Genomic DNA, 19,672 nt, shown 5'->3' on the forward strand with positions numbered 1-19,672 from the left:
TAGCTCGCACCGACCAGTTCAATCACGCTACTCCGCGCGCGAATACGGACGCCGCGGAAATGTCACGATCCCGTACGGTTCTTGTAGCCGTCGAATGGCGCGCGCCCTGGCGGACGACCTCCGGGGAGCGCGCGCCGATTCGGCGGTTCGGGTCAATCATCGCAGTTTTCCAGCAACCTCGAGGTACGTCATGACGAATGCACAGAATCCCGGTGATAGCGCGCACCAGACCAGCCTAGCGACCGCAGCGGCGCGGATTGGCGACGACGACCAAGTCGGAGCCGCAGATGCAAGGAATCAGCTCGCGGTGGCTGCTCAAGCTGCTGCCGTGGGTGCGCGCCGCGGGCGGCGTCTACCGCGTCAACCGCCGGCTCAGCTACGCGGTCGGCGACGGCCGCCTCAGCTTCACCAACGTCGGCGCCAAGGTGTCGGTGGTGCCGCAGGAGCTGACCGAGCTGCCGCTGCTGCGCGGGTTCGACGACGTCGAGGCGCTGTCCGCCCTGGCCGGCAAGTTCGTGCAGCGCGAGTACAAGGCCGGCGAGGTGCTGGTCGAGGCGGGCAAGCCGGCCGACCAGGTGTTCCTCATCGCCCACGGCAAGGTCAACAAGCTCGGCACCGGCAAGTACGGCGACGAGACCGTGCTCGGCGTGCTGGCCGACGGCGCCCACTTCGGCGACCAGAACCTGGTCGAGGAGAACGACACGTGGGGCTACACGGTCAAGGCCGTCACCCGCGTGATCGCGCTGACCCTGCCCGAGAAGGCGCTGGCCGCCGCGGTCGAGCAGTCGCCGGCCCTGCGCGCCCAGGTCGAGAAGTTCAAGGCCGCCCGCAACAAGCCGCAGAGCAACCAGGGCGAGGCCGAGATCGCGCTGTCGTCCGGCCACCGCGGCGAGGTCGTGCTGCCCGGCACGTTCGTCGACTACGAGCTGTCGCCGCGAGAGTACGAGCTCAGCGTGGCCCAGACGGTGCTGCAGGTCCACAGCCGCGTGGCCGACCTGTACAACGAGCCGATGAACCAGACGCAGCAGCAGCTGCGCCTGACCATCGAGGCGCTGCGCGAGCGGCAAGAGCACGAGATGATCAACAGCCCCGAGTTCGGCCTGCTCCACAACGCCGACCTCAAGCAGCGCATCCACACCCGCTCGGGCCCGCCGACCCCGGACGACCTCGACGAGCTGCTGGCGCTGGTGTGGAAGGAGCCGACCGCGTTCCTGGCTCACCCGCGCACCATCGCGGCCTTCGGTCAGGAGTGCAGCAAGCGCGGCATCTACCCGCACCCCGTCGAGTTCGCCGGCCACCACATCCCGGCCTGGCGCGGCGTGCCGATCCTGCCGTGCAACAAGATCCCGGTGACCGACACCCGCACCAGCTCGATCATCCTGCTGCGCGCCGGCGAGAAGAACCAGGGCGTCATCGGCCTGCACCAGCCGGGCATCCCCGACGAGGTCGAGCCGAGCCTGTCGGTCCGCTTCATGGGCATCAACGAGAAGGCGATCATCTCGTACCTCGTCAGCGCCTACTACTCGGCCGCCGTGCTGGTGCCCGACGCGCTGGCGGTGCTCGAGGACGCGGAGATCGGCCGCTGAGTCGGCGCTAGCGCAGCACAGGAGCCTGGATCATGACGGACGCATCGACCCCGAGAGACCACGCGCAGACGAGCCTCGCCACCGCGGCGGCTCGCAACCTGGCGACGACCACCAAGTCGGCGCCGCAGATGGCGGGCATCAGCCCGCGCTGGCTGCTGCGCCTGCTCCCGTGGGTCGACGTGCCCGGCGGGACCTACCGCGTCAATCGTCGCCTGACCTACGCGGTCGGCGACGGCCGGGTCGGCTTTACCAGCGTCGGCCCGCGCGTGCAGGTGATCCCGCGCGAGCTGACCGAGCTGCCGCTGCTGCGCGGATTCGCGGACGACGCGGTGCTCTCCGCGCTGGCCGACCGCTTCGTCCAGCGCGAGGTCGCGGCCGGCGAGGTCATCGTCGCGGCCGGCGCGCCCGCCGATCAGGTGGTGCTGCTCGCGCACGGCAAGGCCCACAAGCTCGGCGTCGGCAAGTACGACGACCCGCTGATCCTCGGCGTGCTGGTCGACGGCGACCACTTCGGCGACGAGGGCCTGGTCGCGCGCGGCGACGCCTGGCCGTTCACGGTCAAGGCGGTCACGCGCTGCATCGTGCTGACGCTGTCGGAGCAGGCGCTGACGCAGGCGATCGAGGACTCGCCGGCGTTGCAGGCGCACGTCGAGACGTTCGCGCGCCTGCGCAAGCAGCCGCAGGACAAGAGCGGCCAGCAGGCGATCGCCATGTCCGCCGGCCACGCGGGCGAAGTGACGCTGCCGATCAGCTTCGTCGATTACGAGCTGAGGCCGCGCGAGTACGAGCTCTCGCTGGTCCAGACGATCTTGCGCGTACACGCGCGTCGCCGACATCTACAATGAGCCGATGGATCAGACGCGCGAGCAGCTGCGCCTGACGATCGCGGCGGTGCGCGAGCAGCAGGAGCACGAGCTCCTCAACAACCGCGAGTTCGGGCTGCTGCACAACGTCGACCTCAAGCAGCGGATCCCGACCCGCAGCGGGCCGCCGACGCCCGAGGACCTCGACGAGCTGCTGTGCCGTCGCCGCTCGACGCGGTTCTTCCTGGCCCACCCGCGCACGATCGCGGCGATCGGCCGCGAGTGCACGAGCCGCGGCCTCTACCCGCAGACGGTGAGCCTCGAGGGCCACTCGATGATCGCGTGGCGCGGGGTGCCGATCGTGCCGAGCGACAAGATCCCGATCACCCCCGAGGGCACCAGCTCGATCCTGGCGATGCGCGTCGGCGCCGACTCGCAGGGCGTGATCGGGCTGCACCAGACGGGGATCCCCGACGAGGTCGAGCCGAGCCTGTCGGTGCGCTCGATCGGCGTCGACGACCGAGCGATCCACGAGTACCTGGTCACCGCCTACTTCTCGGCGGCGGTGCTGGTGCCCGACGCGCTCGGGATGCTCGAGGACGTGGCGATCGGTCGCCAGGAGTAGCCATGACGCAGAAGCAGCCGTTCCAGTTGCCGGACTTCTACATGCCGCATCCGGCGCGGATCAATCCCCACCTCGAGGGCGCGCGCCGGCACACCAAGGAGTGGGCCTATGCGATGGAGATGATCGACACCGGCGTGTGGACCGAGGAGGACCTCGACAACCACGACTACGCGCTGCTGTGCGCCTACACCCATCCGGACTGCTCGGGCCAGGAGCTCGACCTCATCACGGACTGGTACGTGTGGGTGTTCTTCTTCGACGACCACTTCCTCGAGGTCTACAAGAAGACCCGCGACATGGCCGGCGCGAAGGAGTACCTGGCGCGGCTGCCGGCGTTCATGCCGGTCGACCTGACGACGCCGATCCCCGAGCCGACGAACCCGGTCGAGGCGGGGCTGCTCGACCTGTGGCGCCGCACCACGCCGACGACGTCGGCCGACTGGCGGCGGCGCTTCCACGTGGCGACCCAGCACCTGCTCGAGGAGTCGCTGTGGGAGCTCGGCAACATCCGCCAGGCGCGGGTCTCGAACCCGATCGAGTACATCGAGATGCGGCGCAAGGTCGGCGGCGCGCCGTGGTCGGCCGGCCTGGTCGAGCACGCCGTCGGGGCCGAGATCCCGGCGCGCGTGGCCGAGACGCGGCCGCTGCGGGTCCTCAAGGACACGTTCAGCGACGCCGTCCACCTGCGCAACGACCTGTTCTCGTACCAGCGCGAGGTCGAGCGCGAGGGCGAGAACGCCAACTGCGTGCTGGTCGTCGAGCGCTTCTTCGAGGTGCCGACCCAGCGCGCGGCCGAGATCACCAACGACCTGCTGACGTCGCGGCTGCAGCAGTTCGAGAACACCACGTTCGTCGAGCTGCCGCCGCTGTTCGAGGAGTACGGGCTCGACCCGCTCGAGCGCCAGGCGGTGTTCCTCTACGTCAAGGGCCTGCAGGACTGGCAGTCGGGCGGCCACGAGTGGCACATGCGCTCGAGCCGCTACATGAACGGCGGCGGCGAGGGCGGGGCGTCCTCGCCGGCGGTCGAGCTGTCCGTGCCTGCGGCGCTGCAGACCCACTTCCGCGTCGGCACCGAGCGCCGCCTCGCCCGCGGCGAGCGCGACGACGCGGCCAGCCGCGCGGCGACGCTGATCGAGCGGGTGCTCCGCGGGCCGACTGGCCTCGGCACCTCGGGCGTGCGGCTGACGCTGTCGCCGTCGGCGCTCGGGCTCAAGCGGGCCAAGAATCACTCGCACCTGCTGTTCCAGCCGGTCGGGCCGACGAAGCTGCCCGAGTTCTACATGCCCTACAAGGCGCGGGTGAACGGCAACCTGGCGCGGGCCAAGCAGCACTGCATCGACTACGCGCGGGCGACCGGGATGCTCGCGGAGGTGCCCGGGGTGCCGGGCGCGTGCGTGTGGGACGAGGATCGCCTGGCGGGCTACGACTTCGCCGAGTGCGCGGCGCGCATCCACCCCGACGCGACCGGCGACGAGCTCGACGTGTCGTCGGCGTGGCTGACGTGGGGCACCTACGGCGACGACTACTTCCCGCTGGTGTTCGGCAACCAGCGCAACTTCGCGGCGGCCAAGCTGCAGAACGATCGCCTGTCGCTGTTCATGCCGCTCGATGGCGAGCCGACGCCGCCGCCGCTGAACCCGCTCGAGGCCGGCCTCGCCGACCTCTGGCTGCGCACCGCCGGCCCGCTGGGGCCGACCCAGCGCGCCAGCTTCCGCAAGAGCGTCGAGGACATGACCGAGAGCTGGTTGTGGGAGCTGATGAACCAGACGCAGCACCGGATCCCCGACCCCGTCGACTACGTCGAGATGCGGCGCGCGACCTTCGGCTCCGACATGACGATGAACCTGGCGCGCATCACCAAGGGCGAAGGGATCCCGCCCGAGGCGCTGCACTCGCGCCCGCTGCACTGGCTCGAGGTCTCGGCCCAGGACTACGCCTGCTTCACCAACGACATCTTCTCGTACCAGAAGGAGATCGAGTACGAGGGCGAGCTGCACAACATCGTGCTGGTGCTGCAGACGTTCCTCGACCTGTCGCGCGAGGAGGCGGTCGAGGCGGCGAACAAGCTGATGACGTCGCGCATGCAGCAGTTCGAGCACGTGCTCGCGCACGACGTGCCGCCGATGATCGCCGACCTCGACCTCGACGCCGAGGCCCGCAAGGCGCTCGACGCCTACATCGAGGGCCTGAAGGACTGGATGGCAGGGATCCTCGACTGGCACCACATCTCGCGCCGCTACCCGGAGCCCGAGCTGCAGCGCCACCGGGCCAAGGCGCTCGGACCGGCCGCGCTGGTGCGCGGGGTGATGGCGGCGATGCCCCGCGCGCTCGCGGGGCTGTTCTCCGCGGGCTGAGCGGCGCTGCGACCGAACCGGCGGCTCAGCGCGGCAGCGCCGCCTGGGCCGCCTCGATCTCCTGGTGGAGCGCCGGCGCGTGCCGGCGCAGCCACTCGAGCACCGCGAGCAGCTGCACGCCGTAGTTCTCGGTGCGCACGAGGACGCTGTCGAGCTTGATCGCCTGACCCTTGAGCTCGCGGCAGCCGCGGTGCAGGGCGACGACGCCCCAGTCGTCGTCGCACACCGGCGAGCCGGAGGCGCCCTCGCGGGTGTCGGTGAGATAGCTGAGCCAGTTGCCGTCGCCGTGGACGACGAAGTTGTTGCGCAGGCCGATCCGCATCGGCGCGCCGCCGGGGTGCTGCAGCACGTTGACGCACTCCTGCAGCGGGGTCTCGCGGGTGCGCTCGAGCAGCTGCTTGCGGAGGCGCAGCGGCGGGCGGGCCACGGCGGGCAGGCGCAGCAGCGCGAAGTCGAGTTCGGCGTCGGCGGCGACCGACTCGATCACCGGCACCGACTCGAACTTGGCGTCGGGCGCGAGGTAGTCGAACTGCAGGGTGGTGCTGCGGGCCTGGCGGTCGAAGTCTTCGGGCGTGACGTCGGGCTCGCCGTGGCGGGCGGCGATCACGTGGTGGTTGGTGATGCACAGGTTCGGCGCGATGAGCCAGCCGGTGCCCGTCGAGTGCTCGGGGCTCTCGTCGCTGCGGTAACGCGGCTTGGCGCCGAAGTGGCGGTGGACGAGCACCTTGGCCACCGATTTGGCCGCCTCCGCGCCGCGGACGAGGAAGCGGGCGGAGACGGTGTGATCGCGGTAGGTCGGCAGGGCCTCGAGCTGGATCTTCGCCAGCTGCTCGGGCGAGCTCCACGCGAACGGCTTGACGGTCTCCTGCGGCGCGGCCCACAGCGCCTCGACCGCGTCGATCTCGCCGCCGCGGCGCGGCCGCTCCTCGCGCAGCGCGGCGAAGAAGGTGCCATCGACGAGGTCGTGCTTCTCGAGCACGGCGCAGGCGATTTCCACCACGTGCGCGAGCGAGCTGGTCGGGCCCGGCAAGGACTCCGTGACGGCGTCGTCATATCGATAGCGAAAGAATCGCCGCAGCTCGTCGGCGCTGAACATACTGAGCAATAGTCGCTCCAACCGTTGGCGTCGCATGGATACTCCGCGAAGAAAGTCCGGCGAGTATAGCAACGCGCGGCGCGGGCGTGGGGGCGGCTACGCCGTTTCGGGGCGATCTCGGACGGCGCCCGGATCGGCCGCCGCCGGCCCGGGCTCGACGGCCGGTGGATCACTCCGAATCGGGCGAGCGGGCGGGCGCGCCGAGCCGGACCTCGATGGTGATCGGTACGACGATTCGCAGGGCCTCGCCGTCGACGGCCGGCGCAGGTTCGGGGGCGGCGACGACTCGCACGCGTCGGCGCGGGCGCGGAGGGGCCGGGGTCGCGTCGGCGATCTGCCGGCGCAGGGCCATCGAGGCGCTGCGCGGGACCGCCGGGAGCTGCGAGCGCCCGAGCAGCGCGTCGACCAGGGCGGCCCGATAGGCGTGGTCGACCACGAACTGCTGCAACACCTCGACGCCGAGGCCGGGCGCGGCGAGGCCCGATCTTCGCGGGCGCCGAACAGCGCGGACACGCCGGCGCGGACCCGCTGTTCGACGCCGCGGGCCCGCTCCGCGGGCGCGGCGGTCTCCAGAGGTCCGGACCGAAGCTCGCGCGCGTAGGCGAGGGGCAGGACCGCGTCGACGAGCATCGATTCGGGGCTGGCGGGCGGCGCATCGAGGAGGGTGGCTTCGTCGCCGACGGGCAGCGGGGCCTGCAGCAGGGCCGCGCAGTCGAGCAGGCCGGCGCCGAACCACGCGCCGGGGAACGGGCCGGGATCGACGGCGGGGCGGGCCACGCCGGTGAGCACGCGGCGGAACGCTCGCGGCAGGGCGGCGCCGGGGTAGCGCTGGCGCAGCGCGGCCGGTCCGTGCAGGGCCAGCCACAGCGCGGCGGCGGAGGCGACCAGGGCGGTGGCGTAGGAGGTGCCGCTGCTCGGGCCGGTCACCGGATCGCCGTCCTGCCAGTCGGCGACGACGACCCGGTGTCCCGGGGCCGACAGCGCGACGCTCTTGCCCTTCGACGAGCCGGACCACGCCTGTCCTTCGGGACCGGTGGCAGCAATCGCCAGCGCCTCGGGATAGGCGGCCGGCCACACCACGAATTGCACGAAGTTGCCGGCCGCCGCGACGACGATGACGCCGCGCGCGTGGGCCCGCTCGATCGCGCGGCGCAGGCGGGCGCCGGGCAGGCCGCCGAGGCTGAGCGAAATGACGTGACAGCCGCGCAGGACCGCGTGATCGATCGCCCGGGCCAGACGCGCGTGCCAGGTCGAGACGACCACCGAGTCGGTGACGCGAATGGGCACGACCTCGACCGCGGGGGCGAGGCCGACGACGCGGTGCGGCGCACGCTCGCGCCCGACCATGAGGCTGCTGGTCGCGGTGCCGTGGCCGGGCTGACCGAACGGATTCAGGGGATCGATCGGCGGGCTGCCGGGCTCCATCAGGTTGAGGCCCTGCGCCTGCAGGACCGCGGCGCCGGCGAGGCTGGGGTGCGCGGTGGTGCCGCTGTCGGGGTGGCCGATCCGCACGCCCGCGCCGCTGCTGTGCTGCCAGGCGAGGTCGGCGTGGAGCTCGTCGAGGTGCCAGCGCGGCGGGAGGTCGACGAACAGATCGGTGCCGGCGCCCTCGTGCCATTCGCCGGCGTTGCGGGCGTCGATCTCGGTCAGCTCGTGGTCGAGCTCGGCCTCGGCGACCGCGGCGAACTCGGGCCGCGCGGCCAGCTCGGCGGTGAGGGCGTGGGCGGCGTTCCAGCCGCGTCGCATGTCGGTGTCGGCGGGCGCGAGGACCTCGACGAGGCGCCGCGGCTCGCCGGCGTCGACGGGGCCGGTGACGCGCCAGCCGCGGGCGTCGAGGCCGATCGCAGCGACTGCGCGCTCGACCGCGGCGGTGGCCTCGGCCGCGCTGACGGCGGTGAGCTCGACGACGACGCCGGGGCTCCTGGGCGCGTTCACGGGGCCCCCAGTCCGAGCGCGAAGTCGACGAGGTCGACCCACTGCGGGTGATCGATGAACGGGTTGCGGTTGCCCTGCACGGCGAAGATGGCCTGATTGCGGTGGCGCTCGTACTGCCCGGGCGGATCCGCCTTGGACCATTGCTTGAGCAGCTCGATCTGCTGGGGGCTGAGCTCGTGCGGGGCGTCGATCTCGCCGGGGTAGCGGACCAGGAAATAGAGGGTGGCGCGCGCGACCGGGCCGTGGCCGCGGTTCGGCTCGAAGTGCGGGCCGTCGCCGATCCCGCAGGGAGGCAGAGGCCCGTCGTCGGCGAAATCGTAGTAGGAGCGGTCGGCGCGCATGGTGTTGCAATCCACGTCGCAGGCGAACAGGTGGTGCAGGTCGCCGCGCATCGGCTCGCGCTTGCGGAACCAGCTCTGCGGGACGACGTGCTCGCAGTTGTACGGCAGCTCGGCCTCGATCGCGGCCTCGATGTCGGTGAAAGAAGCGAACTTCCGACTTGCCAGCGCCTCGGCCCGGCGGGCCCGGCGCTTCGCGTCGATGTGGGCGTCGGCGGCGATCAGCTGCTCGGGCGCGAAGGTGGCGTCGGAGTAGATCGAGGCCAGGCGGAGGTCGGGCCGCAGGTCGACCCACGGATAGACGTGATGGCTGGGATCGTAGGACGGAGTCTCGAGGTGGGTGGCCGCGACCAGGGCGGACAGCGTCTCGTAGCAGACGTCGTGGACGACGTCGGCGTAATACTTGTCGCGGTCGACGGCGTCCTGGCCGGCGTCGTAATAGCGGCGACCTCGAGCGGCGGCGACGAGCTGGCGCAGCTCGGGAGGAATGACAGGCGTCGACTCGGTCGCCGGGGTCGCCGAAATGGTGGCACCCGGGGCGAGTGGTTGGCCGAGCCGCACGGTGATCTCGATCGGCACGGTGAGGCGCAAGGTCTGGGCCGGGAGGTCGACTGCGGCGATCTGGGGGTCGGGGGCGGGCGCAGGCGGCAGGAGCTCCTCGACGTCGTTCCACGCGGCGTTCCACTCGGACGGCAGGTCGCGTCGCGGCGCCGCGCCGGCGAGCGCGACCCCGGCGTCGACGACCCGCGGATCCCACGCGAGCTCGGCGGCCGGGACCGCGAAGTTGCGGTCGAGGTAGACGCCGCCGAAGTGGAGGCCGAGGACGTGGCCGGTGGCGACGTCGAGGATGGCGGCGCCCGAGCAGCCGCCGAGGGTCGAGGAGTCGTGCAGCGCGGCCGAGACGGTGCGGCCGAAGCTGACGACGGAGCGGCGCCCGCCGAAGTAGCCGGGGGCGAGGCGCTTGAGGTTGTAGCGGCCGCGGAAGACGCGGTGCTGGACCTCGAAGTCGTTGCGCGCGTCGAAGCCGGGATAGCCGACGACCGCGACGCGCCGCTGGGCCCCGGGCTCGTCGACCGCGAGCCGCAGCGGGGCGACCCGCAGGCCGTCGACGCGCAGCAGGGCCACGTCCCAGTACGGGTGGATCAGGACGATCCCGGACACGGTGTAGGTCGGGCCGTCCGGCTCGTCGGGCTGCTCGCGCCGCGGGCGAAGCCGGCCGTCTGGCCGGGGAGGAAGCGCAGGCGCCGGCGCCCGACGCCGCTGGCGAACAGCTGGGCGACGTGGCGATTGGTCATGACGAGGCCGTCGCCGACCACGAAGCCGGTGCCGCCGTACGGGACGGAGAGGTTGGCGGGCAGCTCGATGCGGCCGATCGCGGGCAGGCAGGCCTCGATCCGCGCGCGCAGGACGCTGTCGTCATGGAGGTCGAAGAACTCGCCGGGCGGCAGTGCGACGATTCGGCCGTCGGCGAGGTCGGCGACCGGCCGCTCCTTGGGCAATATGATCGCCTCGAGGCAATCCAGGTCGGCGGGATCGAGGGGGCGCGCTGGACCCACCGGATCGCGGTGGTGCGCACCTGCTCGGTCTGCCGCGCGTCGAGGCCGAACCATCGGGCGGCGCCTTCGATGATACCGTCGATTGCGCCGCTGGACTCGAGCTCGGTCCGCGGCAACAGAGATTCCGCATAGGCGCGGAGGCGTTCGGGTGAGACCATAGACCCCGAGCAGACCACGCGGGCGCGGCGAAGAAAAGCCCCGCGAGGCGACCGCTGGCTCGATGGGCATCGCGCGGCGAACCGAACCGTGTTCGTCGGCTGCGCGGCGGCGGGTCCGGGGCCGCGCGGCCCGCGGTCGACCGCGCGGCGGCGGACGGGTACGCTGGGCCGGTGACGTCGCAGCGGACGAAGCCGTTTCGAGCCGGCCGGCGGCTGGTGTTCGTGCGGTCGATCGGCACGCTGTGGGGGCAGGCGCGGCGGTCGTGGTGGGCCGACGCGCCGTCCTGCCTGGTGCGCGCGAGCTACGACTCGGCCGAGCTGGTGCGCGAGGCGGCGGGCGGGACCTCGAGGTTGCGCGCATCGAGCGGGGGACCGCGGCTGATGGGCATGGGAGCGCCGCGCTCCGGCGACGCGCTGGTGATCGTCCACGAGTGCGGCGCGGGGGCACGGCTGGTGATGAAGCGTGGCGAGAAGGACATGTCGGAATGGACATGGCCGGAAGACCCTACGGATGTCGACCTGATCACCGACGGCCGGCGGATCGTGATGCGGCACGGGCGCGGGAGGCTGTCGTGGTTCGCGGCGGAGTCGCTCGGCCCGCCGCGACCGTGGTCGCTGAAGCTGGTGCGGCAGGCCCTCGGCGAGGTACGCATGCACGTCACCGGGCTGTGGGACCTCGGCGACTCGCTGGTGGTGACCACGGTCGACACGTGGTCGCAGTGGCGCTGGGACGGCGAGCTCATGGCGTGCTGGCGGGCGCCGGCCTACGAGCTCGGGGCCGTGACGGTGGTCGCGTGGCACGCCGCGGGGCCGATCCTGTACATGCGGGTGATCGATCCGGCGACGGGAGAGCAGGGGTCCGGCCGCGACGCGTATCGGCTGGTGGTGTGGGACCCGAGGCGCGGGGTGGGCCGTCCGCTGGGCCCGGCGCACGACTGGCCCCGCGCGGCGCGATCGCCCGACGGCCGCTGGCTGGTGGCCGACCGCGTGACGCGAGAGGGCCGCGGGCTCGAGCTGTGGGATATGGCGACGGACACTCGGGTCGAGCGCCTGCCGACGCGCCGGCGCGCGGTCGAGGCGCTCGCGTTCGCCCCGGACGGCTTGCACGTGGCGGTGGCGACGATGGAGGACTGGTTCGTGCTGCGGGTCGTGCCCGGCGAAGAGTGAAGCACGACGGGCCCGGCCCGTGCGGTGGCGGTGGCGGCCGCGCCGGCGCTCGCGGTGCTGGGCCGGCGCGCCTCAGCCGATGACCTTGCAGGCGGGGTCGAGGGTCGCGGTGTTGTTGTCGGTGCGGCACTCGTGCCACGGGTGCTCGGGCATGCCGTCGTCGACGATCAGCACCAGCGGCTTGCTGCCGTCGATGAAGCTCGGCGGCAGGTCTTGCAGCTCGAGCACCAGCTCCTGGGCCTCGGCGGGGTACAGGACCTTGGTGGTGCTGAGGGTGCCGAGCAAGGTGCCGCCCTGATTGGGGTCGCCCTCGTAGAAGCCGACGGGCACGCCGGCGGGCACGGCGGCCTGGCCGAGGTTGCGCACGCGGGCGAACGCCTTGAAGCCGTCGAAGCACTGGGTGTGGCCGGCGACGACGAGGTCGGGCGCGGCGAACTCGCCCTCGGGCTGGACGTTCTGGCGGAAGTTGTTGAGGCCCGGGGTGGTCCAGTTGGAGACCTCGGCGGTCGGGATGGTGCCGTCCTCGGCGACGTTGGTGACGTGGTAGGCGTGCTGGTTCCAGATCCGGCGCGTGCGCACCCACTGGTTGTTGGCGTCGCCGAAGACCCGCACGCCGCGGGTCTTCATCTGCTCTTTGGGGCAGGTGAGGCTGGAGTAGTCGTTGGAGGAGACGACGATGTCGGCCTGGCCGTCGTTGTCGACGTCGGCGACCAGCGGGTACTCGTGAAGGGTGCCGGAGGTGTTGCAGACCTCGAGCAGGACGTCGCCGGTGGCGCCGTCGTAGATCCGCATGTACTGCTCGTCGGCGTAGACGACCTCGGCCGAGCCGGAGCCGTCGAAGTCGAACACCGAGCTGCCGGTGAACGCCGACGAGCAGTCCTGCGTCTGCTTGATCCACAGGAAGGTGTCGGCCGCGGCGACGTTCGGGTCGATCAGCTTCTTGCCGTCGAACACCGCGTAGCCGATGCCGCCGGCGACGCCGATGTCGGGGGTGCCGTCGCCGTTGAAGTCGGCGATGGTCGGCGGGCCGCCGCCGCCGATGTTGCCGGCGCTGTCGGCCGGGCACAGGTCGGGCGACAGCGGGCCGTTGATGTCGATGTCCTGGCGGACGATGACGAACTTGCCGGGGGCGTTGGGGTCGTAGCGCCAGATGTTGAGGTCGTGGGTGCCGGTGCCGTGGACGTTGTCGATGCCGACGACCTCGGGCACGCCGTCGAGGTCGAAGTCGGCGACGGCGGGGAAGGTGCCGCCGAGGCCGGTGTCGACGAGGACGGTGCCGTCGGCCTCGAGGATCCGGGTCGGGGTGACGATCTCGAGCTGGCCGTCGCCGTCGGCGTCGGCGGCGATGGCCTTCTTGTTCCACCAGCTGCTGGTGAGGCCGTCGATCGTCAGCTCGACCGCGCCGGTCTTGCCGTCGAGGACGCTCGACTCGGTGAGGACCTCGACGTTGCCGTCGCCGTCGAAGTCGGCCAGCGAGATGTGGTCGCAGCCGACGACCTCGGCGCTGATCCACAGCTCGGCGCCGGCGGCGGTGTAGGCCCGCACCTTGCCCTCGGCGGTGCAGGCGACGACCTCGTTGCCGGGCACGCCGTCGATGTTGCCGCCGGCCAGCGAGCGGCCGCCGAACAGGGTGTCGACGGCCGGCTTCTGCGTCCACTTGGTGACGAGCGCGCCGTTCACGATCGAGATCGCGTGCAGGGTGCCGTTGGAGCTGTAGTTGCCCTCGTCGAACGACATGAACACGATCTCGGGGATGTCGCGCTCGTCGACCTCGCCGTTGCAGTCGTCGTCGTCGAGCTGGATGACGATCGGCGGCATCATCACGCTGGCGTCGGTCCACGCGTACTTCAGCACCGGATCGAAGCTGGTCTGCGGCTTGTATTCACAGCGGGGCAGGCAGTCGATGTCGTCGCCCTCGGGCACGACGCCGGGGTCGCACTCGGGCGGCTCCGGCAGGCACTTGCCGGTCGCCGGCATGAAGCCGCCGCCGCACTGATCGCCGCCCATGCTGCCCGGCTCGCCGAGGGTGTATTCACAATAGTTGCCCTCGGGACATTCGGCGGCGTCGACGCATTCGGCGCCGGGGACGACGCACTGCTGGAAGGAGCACACCTGGTCGGACTGGCAGCAGACCTCGCCGCACGCGAGGTCGGCGGCGCAGCAGACGTCGCCGACGCAGGCGCCGTCGGGACAGCTCTCGAGGCTGCAGGCGGCGCCGGTGGTGCCGCTGGAGGCGTCGGTGAGGCCGCCGCTGCCCTCGGTCGGGACGACGTCGGTGGTGCCGTCGGTGGTGGTGCCGGTGAGGCCGTCGGTGCCGGGGAGGGTGGTCCCGGGGGTCGTCGGGGTCGCGCTGTCGGCCGGGCGACCGCTGTCGCCGCACGCGGCGACCAGGGCTACGAGGAGGTTGGGGGCCAAAATCGCGCGACGCATCGCGAGGATGGGACCACGTGGACCCCGAAGATGACAAGTCGTCGCTTGCGGATCGAACCGGCGAAGCGTGGTGCGGCGATTGCGAGGTCACGAGAAGGCCGCACAGCGGCGACGAACGAGCGAATTCGCGGGATCGACCGAGCACGGGCGAGCCGGCCCGCAGGCGCGCGTCCGCCCGCGCGCAATCGGCTTCATCGCGCGGCCCCGGAGGCTCAGGCGCAATGAGGGCAGTCGCCGCGCGACGCGACGGCGAATCAACCGAGGACGTCGGACGAATCGCCGGTCAGCGCCGGCATGGCGGCGGCCGTGAGCGCGGCGAGGGCGCTCGGCCGCGCGACGGGAGCGGCGGCCTGCCAGCGCCCGCGGGCGGCGTCGAGGATCCCGCCGACGAGGGCGTCGTAGCTCCAGCCGTGACCGGCGGCGAGGTTGGCGAGGTCGCTGAAGCCGGGGCGCAGGCCGGGCAGGGGGTTGATCTCGATGAACTGGACCTGGCCGTAGCGATCGCAGCGCAGGTCGACGCGCGAGATGTCGCGGCACTCGAACACGCGGTGGGCGGCCAGCGCGAGCTCGTGGATCTGGCGCAGGCGCGCGGGCGAGACGGCGCCGCGGCGCAGCAGCTCGTCGGTCATGTGATAGCGGACCTCGACGCAGTAATCGCGCTTGTACTCGAGCGAATAGACGAACTCGTCGAGCGGGCCGCTGGGGACGATCTGCATGACGCCGAGGGCGCGGGCGTCGTCGCCGTTGCCGAGGACGCCGACGGTGTACTCCTCGCCCGGCAGGAACTCCTCGACCAGGACGGGCTGGTGGTAGGCGGCGTGCAGCGAGCGGACGAGGTCGTGCAGCTGGGCGGGCCCGGTGCAGCGCGAACGGCTGCGGATCCCGATCGAGGAGCCCTCGCCCACGGGCTTGAGGAACAGCGGATAGCGCAGGCCGCGGTCGTCGCAGGTCTCGCCGACGGGGACGAGGCGGAACGGCGGGGTCGGCAGGCCGTGATCGAGGGCGACGAGCTTGGCGACCCGCTTGTCGAGGGTGAGGGTGAGCGCGGGGGCGTCGCTGCCGGTGAAGGGGATTGCGAGGAGCTCGAGGATCGCGGGGACCTGCGATTCGCGGCCGCGCCCGCCGAAGCCCTCGGCGAGGTTGAAGACGCCGTCGAGGCGCTCGGCCAGACCGCCGCGGATCAGGCCGTCGAGGAGCGCCCGGCCGCCGCCGAGGCGGACGACGTCGTGCCCGCGGCGCCGCAAGACCTGCTCGATGGCGACGATGGTGTCGATCGCCTCGAGCTCCTCGTAGAGGTCGCTGGGCTCCGACGCGGCCGGTGCGTCCGCCGGTTTGAGGTCGTAGGTGATGCCGATCCGCATGGCGGGAGAGACGAGTAGCACGGGCCGCAAGCGCGCACGAGTCGGTTCCACCGCGAGGCGCCGACTCGGAATTGTACCTGCAAGCGAGGCGGGACCCCTGAGGCCGGTCCCGGGGCAGGCCGAACGGAGAGGCTCGAGCGTGCAGCGGCCTCGACTTCGATGGGTCCACGCGAGGTCGGCGAGGTGGTTGGTTCGGACCTGATCGGGTGACCGGCTTCGGCGACGCGAATGGGTGGCCCGTCGGCGCCAGGGGGTTTTATGGATTGGCGAGCGCTTGGGAGGCGGAGGCGATCGCCTGCTTCATCGCGATCGTCGAGGCGGTGAAGCGAGGTCGTGCCGCGTATGCCTCGGTGAGACATCGGGGCGGCGACGCAGGCGCCGTCACGGCAGTCGGCCGTCGAGGCGCGACGAGCTCGGCGAACTGCGAATGGCCCGACCGCCGGGATCGGCTCGCGCGGGTGGGGGACGATCCGCATCGAGACGTCCAGGAGAGCGACGCCCGGGGCGAGGGCGTCGCCCGGCGCCGCGTCGCACAGCCGGGGGCAGACGGCGTCAGCTCGCCGACCGCGGCGGGCGGCGCAGCGCGGCGGAGAGGACGTCGGCGGCGGCGATCGGCGTGCGCGGCCGGGCAAGGATGCCGTGAACGTGGCGCGGAGTGGACATTGTTCGGGCGCCGGCGATGTCCCCGGCCCGCGGCGCGAGGAGGCGCGATTGAGGCGACGAGCGGCGATATCGGGCCATTGAACCCGATTCGACGAGGCACGCGCGGGCGGCGATGCGGGGGCTGCCGGCCCTGGCGAGCGCCGGCGCGCGCGATCGGAAACGCGATTTGACGCGAATGATGCGACATGGTAATCGAAATGGTGTCGGCGGGGCGCTGCGACAGGTTCGCAGCAATGCCTCCGCCGTTCGCCTTTAACTCCCGTTCGTCGGCGAGAGGCCGTCGCGGGCGAGGCGGCGGACCCGGCCCTGGATGGTCCGGGGGACATGTCCGATCGACCCGGTGGATTCGGCGCTCGCGGCGCTGCCGGGCGCCGCGTTGTCGCCAGGCGCCCGCGCCGACCGAGTCGTCGCCGGGTAGCGCGATTCATGACACGCGGAGGTGCGGGAGCGGTCGCCGTCGCGGCGTGATCACGTCGCGTGGCGCAGCGCGGGAGGTCGGGCCACGAACGGGAGATGGAGCCGCTGCTGTTCGCATTGTCGGGGGTGCTGGCGGAGGTGCCCGAGGCCGCGCTGCGGGCGACGCTGCCGCTGTGGAGCGTGGTGCAGGTGCGCGAACAGTCGATGCTGTGGCGGCAGGGACGGCCCGCGGACGCGTTCGCGCTGGTCCTCGCGGGCGCGCTCGACGTCCTGGTCGACGGGACGGTGATCGGGCGGGTCGAGGCCGGCGACACGATCGGCGAGTCGGCGCTGTACACCGGGGAGGCCCGGCGATTCGCCAGCGTGCGCGCGAGCGTACGGACGCACGCGCTGGTGCTGTCCGTGGCGAGCATCGCCCATGCGCGCGCTGGGCAGCCCGGTCCACGACGCGCTGCTGCGGCGCGCGATCGCCGGGACGACGCATCGCAGCCAGGTGTTCGACCGCGTGCTCGCGCAATTGCAGGTGGGCAAGTTCGCGGCGCCAGCGTCGGCGTCGTCGGGGATCTTCCGCCGATTGTGGCGCCGGGTGGCCCGCACCACGCCGAATCCGGCGGAATGCCCGCCGCTGACGGGGTTCCTGGCGCACCATCCGCTGCTGGGCCGCGCGAGCCCGCCAGTGCGCGCGGCGATCGCCGAGGCGTTCACGCCGCAGGCGTTCCGCGCCGGTCAGGTGCTGCTGCGCCAGGGCGACGCCGACGCGCGCGTGCTGGTGCTGGCGGCCGGCCAGGCCGACGTGCTGCGGACGATCGACGCCCGCGGCGGATCGATGCTGCTGGGCCGCCTCGAGCCCGGCGCGCTGGTCGGGGTCGATGCGTTCGCCGGCGCCGCCCGCACGGCGTCGATCGTGGCGACCACCGCAGGATGGGTCCACGCGATGACGCGCGACACGTTCGAGCGGCTGCCCCCGGCGGCGCGGACGGCCTGGCTCGAGGTGACGCTGGCGGGCTCGGTGCGGCGGTTCGAGGCGGCGGCGCAGGCGCTGCAGGCGGCGATCGGGGTGTTCGCGTCACGCCACGAGGAGACGACGCCGTGGCAGGCGACGGCGACGGCGCCGCAACCTGCCGGCGAGGCGTGGAAGCAGCGCTGAGGCGCTGCGCGAGCGGACGCGACGGAACCGGTCGAGCCCGCCGAATCACAGGGGGTTCGCCGCGTCGGCCGAGCGACGCATGACGGATTCATGACAGGGGGCCGCGGCCGGGCGCTTCGCGGCCGAGACGGCCTGTGATGCCATTCCGCGGGTCGTCGCCTTGACGCGGGGCGGGCTTCGGAACACATGCGTCCTTCGTGTTCGAGGCCCGCCGAGCGGGCGGCCTCCGGGGTGATGCAATTATGAATGTTCTTGAGGACATGTTTTTCAAGCATGTCCTGAAGGCCATGCATCAACCGCCGTCCTGGCACTGGACGCCGCCCTCGACGTCGCCGCAGGAGCCGGGGCAGAACTCGGCGAAATAGGGCTGCAGGCAGGCGCAGGTGGGCTCGCCGGCGCAGGCGGCCGGGAGCAGGGCGCAGGTGCTGGCGCCGGACTGATGGCTGACGCAGGTCCAGCCGTCGCCGCACGAGCCGGGGGTGCAGCCGAGGCCCTCGCAGTAGCGCGGGTGCATGCACCCGGCCCAGCAGTCGTCCTGGATGGTGTTGACGGTGCCCGCGGGGCACTGGGGCATCGCCTGGTCGCAGGTGACGGGGCCGTCGCTGCAGGTCATGTCGGCGAACTCGCAGATGCCCGAGCGGCAGGCCGCCTGGGCGCCCCACAGGCTCAGCGCGTCGCAGGTCGGCTGCAGGCAGTTGCCCTCGCACGCGGCGACCTCGGCGGTGACCGGCTTGGGATCGCACTCGCAACAATTGTTGACGAGCCCGCAGTCGGCGTCCTCCTGGCACTCGGGCCCCGAGGGGGCAGGTCCGGAGGTGGAGGTCGAGGTCGGAGCGGAGGTGCCGGTGGCTCCGGTGTCGGTGCCGGCCGTGGTCGCGTTCTCCGTCGCCGAGGCGGTGCTGCCGTCGTCGCCGGGGCCGCAGGCGAGGGCGGAGGCGAGGACGACGAGGAGGAGACGGCGAGACGGGGGCATGCGCCATCGTAGCGGTGCGGTCCGGGCGGTGTCACCCGGGGGCTGGCGCGTTCGACATGGCGGAAAGGACATGTCACGGCGCGCAAGCGCCCGCCCTCGGGCTGCGCTCAAGCGAACCGAGGACGAGCGCCGTCCGCCGCCTCGGCCTTGTGGGGAGCGTCGGCCCGGCGCTCACGGTCGTGAGGGTGCGCCCTGCGGTCGCAGGACCGTCGACGCCGAGGGGCGGGTGCTACTCTCGGTGAAATGGCCGACGCTGCGTTCCTTACCGCCGAGTGGCGCGACCTGGTGATGTTGAACTTCGTCGTCGACCCGGCCGTGCTCGCGCCGCACGTCCCGCCGGGCACCGAGCTCGATCGGTTCGACGGCGAGGTCTACGTCAGCCTGGTCGGCTTCATGTTCCTGCGCACGCGATTGCTCGGCTGCCCGGTCCCGTGGCACCGCGACTTCGAGGAGCTCAACCTCCGCTTCTACGTGCGTCGCCGCGGGCGCGACGACGAGCCCCACGTCGGGCCCGACGGCTACAAGCGCGGGGTCGCGTTCCTCAAGGAGATCGTGCCGCGCGCCGCGGTAGCGATGGTCGCGCGGCGGCTGTACGGCGAGCGCTACGAGGCCTGGCCGATGAGACATACGAAGACCGCGGGCGCGCTCGAGGGGATCGGTCGGGTCGTCTACGGGGTGCGCGTGGGCGGTCGCTGGCACGAGCTGGGCCTCGGCTGGCGCGGCGAGCCGGCGGCGCTGGTGCCCGGGTCGGAGGCGGAGTTCATCGCCGAACACTACTGGGGCTACGTCGCCGGGCCGGGGCGGCCGACGATCGAGTACCGCGTGGAGCACCCGCCGTGGCGGGTCTGGGCGGGCGTCGAGCCGCAGCTCGACGTCGACGTGGCGGCCCTCTACGGCCGCGAATTCGCGTCCGCCCTGGCAGGCGCGCCGCGCTCGGCGTTCCTCGCCGAGGGCTCGCCGGTGACCGTGTACCACGGCCGCCGGCTGGTGTGAGCGCGCCCTTGCGGCGATGCGGCGACTCGGCTAAGCGTGGCCGCCACGGAGCCGGGCAGGACGTGCGGAG

The 19,672-nt window shown here is 72.3% G+C and carries 11 protein-coding genes and 3 pseudogenes; 7 read left to right on the forward strand and 7 right to left on the reverse strand.

The window, feature by feature from the left end; genetic code table 11:
• Positions 1-190 precede the first annotated feature (190 nt).
• From OV079_RS09415 to OV079_RS09425, 3 genes and pseudogenes are all read left to right on the forward strand, one after another.
• A pseudogene (locus OV079_RS09415) lies at positions 191-1,586 on the forward strand (family 2B encapsulin nanocompartment shell protein).
• A 32-nt stretch (positions 1,587-1,618) separates the two neighbouring features.
• A pseudogene (locus OV079_RS09420) lies at positions 1,619-3,014 on the forward strand (family 2B encapsulin nanocompartment shell protein).
• A 2-nt stretch (positions 3,015-3,016) separates the two neighbouring features.
• A complete protein-coding gene (locus OV079_RS09425) occupies positions 3,017-5,368 on the forward strand; it encodes a terpene synthase family protein (RefSeq protein ID WP_267767600.1) in 2,352 nt (783 codons plus the stop codon).
• 25 nt (positions 5,369-5,393) lie between these two features.
• On the opposite strand, the gene OV079_RS09430 is transcribed toward OV079_RS09425, so the two are convergent.
• From OV079_RS09430 to OV079_RS09445, 4 genes are all read right to left on the reverse strand, one after another.
• Positions 5,394-6,464, reverse strand: coding sequence for a trypsin-like serine peptidase (locus OV079_RS09430; protein WP_267767602.1), 1,071 nt, complete (start codon positions 6,462-6,464; stop codon positions 5,394-5,396).
• Between the two features lie 96 nt (positions 6,465-6,560).
• The gene (locus tag OV079_RS09435; protein WP_267767604.1) at positions 6,561-8,399 is read right to left on the reverse strand and encodes a S8 family peptidase; all 1,839 of its coding nucleotides are present in this window, start codon (positions 8,397-8,399) and stop codon (positions 6,561-6,563) included.
• A complete protein-coding gene (locus tag OV079_RS09440) occupies positions 8,396-9,898 on the reverse strand; it encodes an endonuclease (RefSeq protein ID WP_267767606.1) in 1,503 nt (500 codons plus the stop codon). The genes OV079_RS09435 and OV079_RS09440 overlap by 4 nt, the downstream gene beginning before the upstream one ends.
• Entirely contained in the window at positions 9,880-10,293 is a 414-nt protein-coding gene (locus tag OV079_RS09445) for a trypsin-like serine peptidase (protein ID WP_267767608.1), read from the reverse strand. Before OV079_RS09445 ends, OV079_RS09440 begins: the two co-directional genes overlap by 19 nt.
• Positions 10,294-10,622: 329 nt before the next feature.
• Between OV079_RS09445 and OV079_RS09450 the strand changes: the two genes are divergently transcribed.
• Positions 10,623-11,618, forward strand: a complete 996-nt coding sequence (locus tag OV079_RS09450; protein WP_267767610.1) for a WD40 repeat domain-containing protein — start codon at positions 10,623-10,625, stop codon at positions 11,616-11,618.
• 72 nt (positions 11,619-11,690) lie between these two features.
• Here the strand turns inward: OV079_RS09450 and OV079_RS09455 are convergent, their stop codons facing one another.
• Both OV079_RS09455 and OV079_RS09460 read right to left on the reverse strand, forming a co-directional pair.
• Positions 11,691-14,048 (reverse strand): FG-GAP-like repeat-containing protein, encoded by a 2,358-nt coding sequence (locus tag OV079_RS09455; RefSeq protein WP_267767612.1) that lies wholly within the window; start codon positions 14,046-14,048, stop codon positions 11,691-11,693.
• Positions 14,049-14,302: 254 nt separating this feature from the next.
• Positions 14,303-15,430 (reverse strand): D-alanine--D-alanine ligase family protein, encoded by a 1,128-nt coding sequence (locus OV079_RS09460; RefSeq protein WP_267767614.1) that lies wholly within the window; start codon positions 15,428-15,430, stop codon positions 14,303-14,305.
• A 1,155-nt stretch (positions 15,431-16,585) separates the two neighbouring features.
• Between OV079_RS09460 and OV079_RS57515 the strand changes: the two are divergent.
• Both OV079_RS57515 and OV079_RS09465 read left to right on the forward strand, forming a co-directional pair.
• Positions 16,586-16,891: pseudogene (locus OV079_RS57515) on the forward strand (cyclic nucleotide-binding domain-containing protein); the annotation flags it as partial.
• A 16-nt stretch (positions 16,892-16,907) separates the two neighbouring features.
• Positions 16,908-17,636: a cyclic nucleotide-binding domain-containing protein gene (locus tag OV079_RS09465; protein ID WP_267767615.1), complete on the forward strand. Its 729-nt coding sequence runs from the start codon at positions 16,908-16,910 to the stop codon at positions 17,634-17,636.
• Positions 17,637-17,928: 292 nt separating this feature from the next.
• Here the strand turns inward: OV079_RS09465 and OV079_RS09470 are convergent, their stop codons facing one another.
• Positions 17,929-18,609: a hypothetical protein gene (locus OV079_RS09470; protein ID WP_267767617.1), complete on the reverse strand. Its 681-nt coding sequence runs from the start codon at positions 18,607-18,609 to the stop codon at positions 17,929-17,931.
• Between the two features lie 243 nt (positions 18,610-18,852).
• Here OV079_RS09470 and OV079_RS09475 point away from each other — a divergent pair, with 243 nt between their 5' ends.
• Positions 18,853-19,602 (forward strand): YqjF family protein, encoded by a 750-nt coding sequence (locus OV079_RS09475; RefSeq protein WP_267767619.1) that lies wholly within the window; start codon positions 18,853-18,855, stop codon positions 19,600-19,602.
• Positions 19,603-19,672: the final 70 nt, after the last annotated feature.

The sequence above is a fragment of the Nannocystis pusilla genome (assembly GCF_026626665.1).
Taxonomy (GTDB): Bacteria; Myxococcota_A; Polyangia; order Nannocystales; family Nannocystaceae; genus Nannocystis; species Nannocystis pusilla.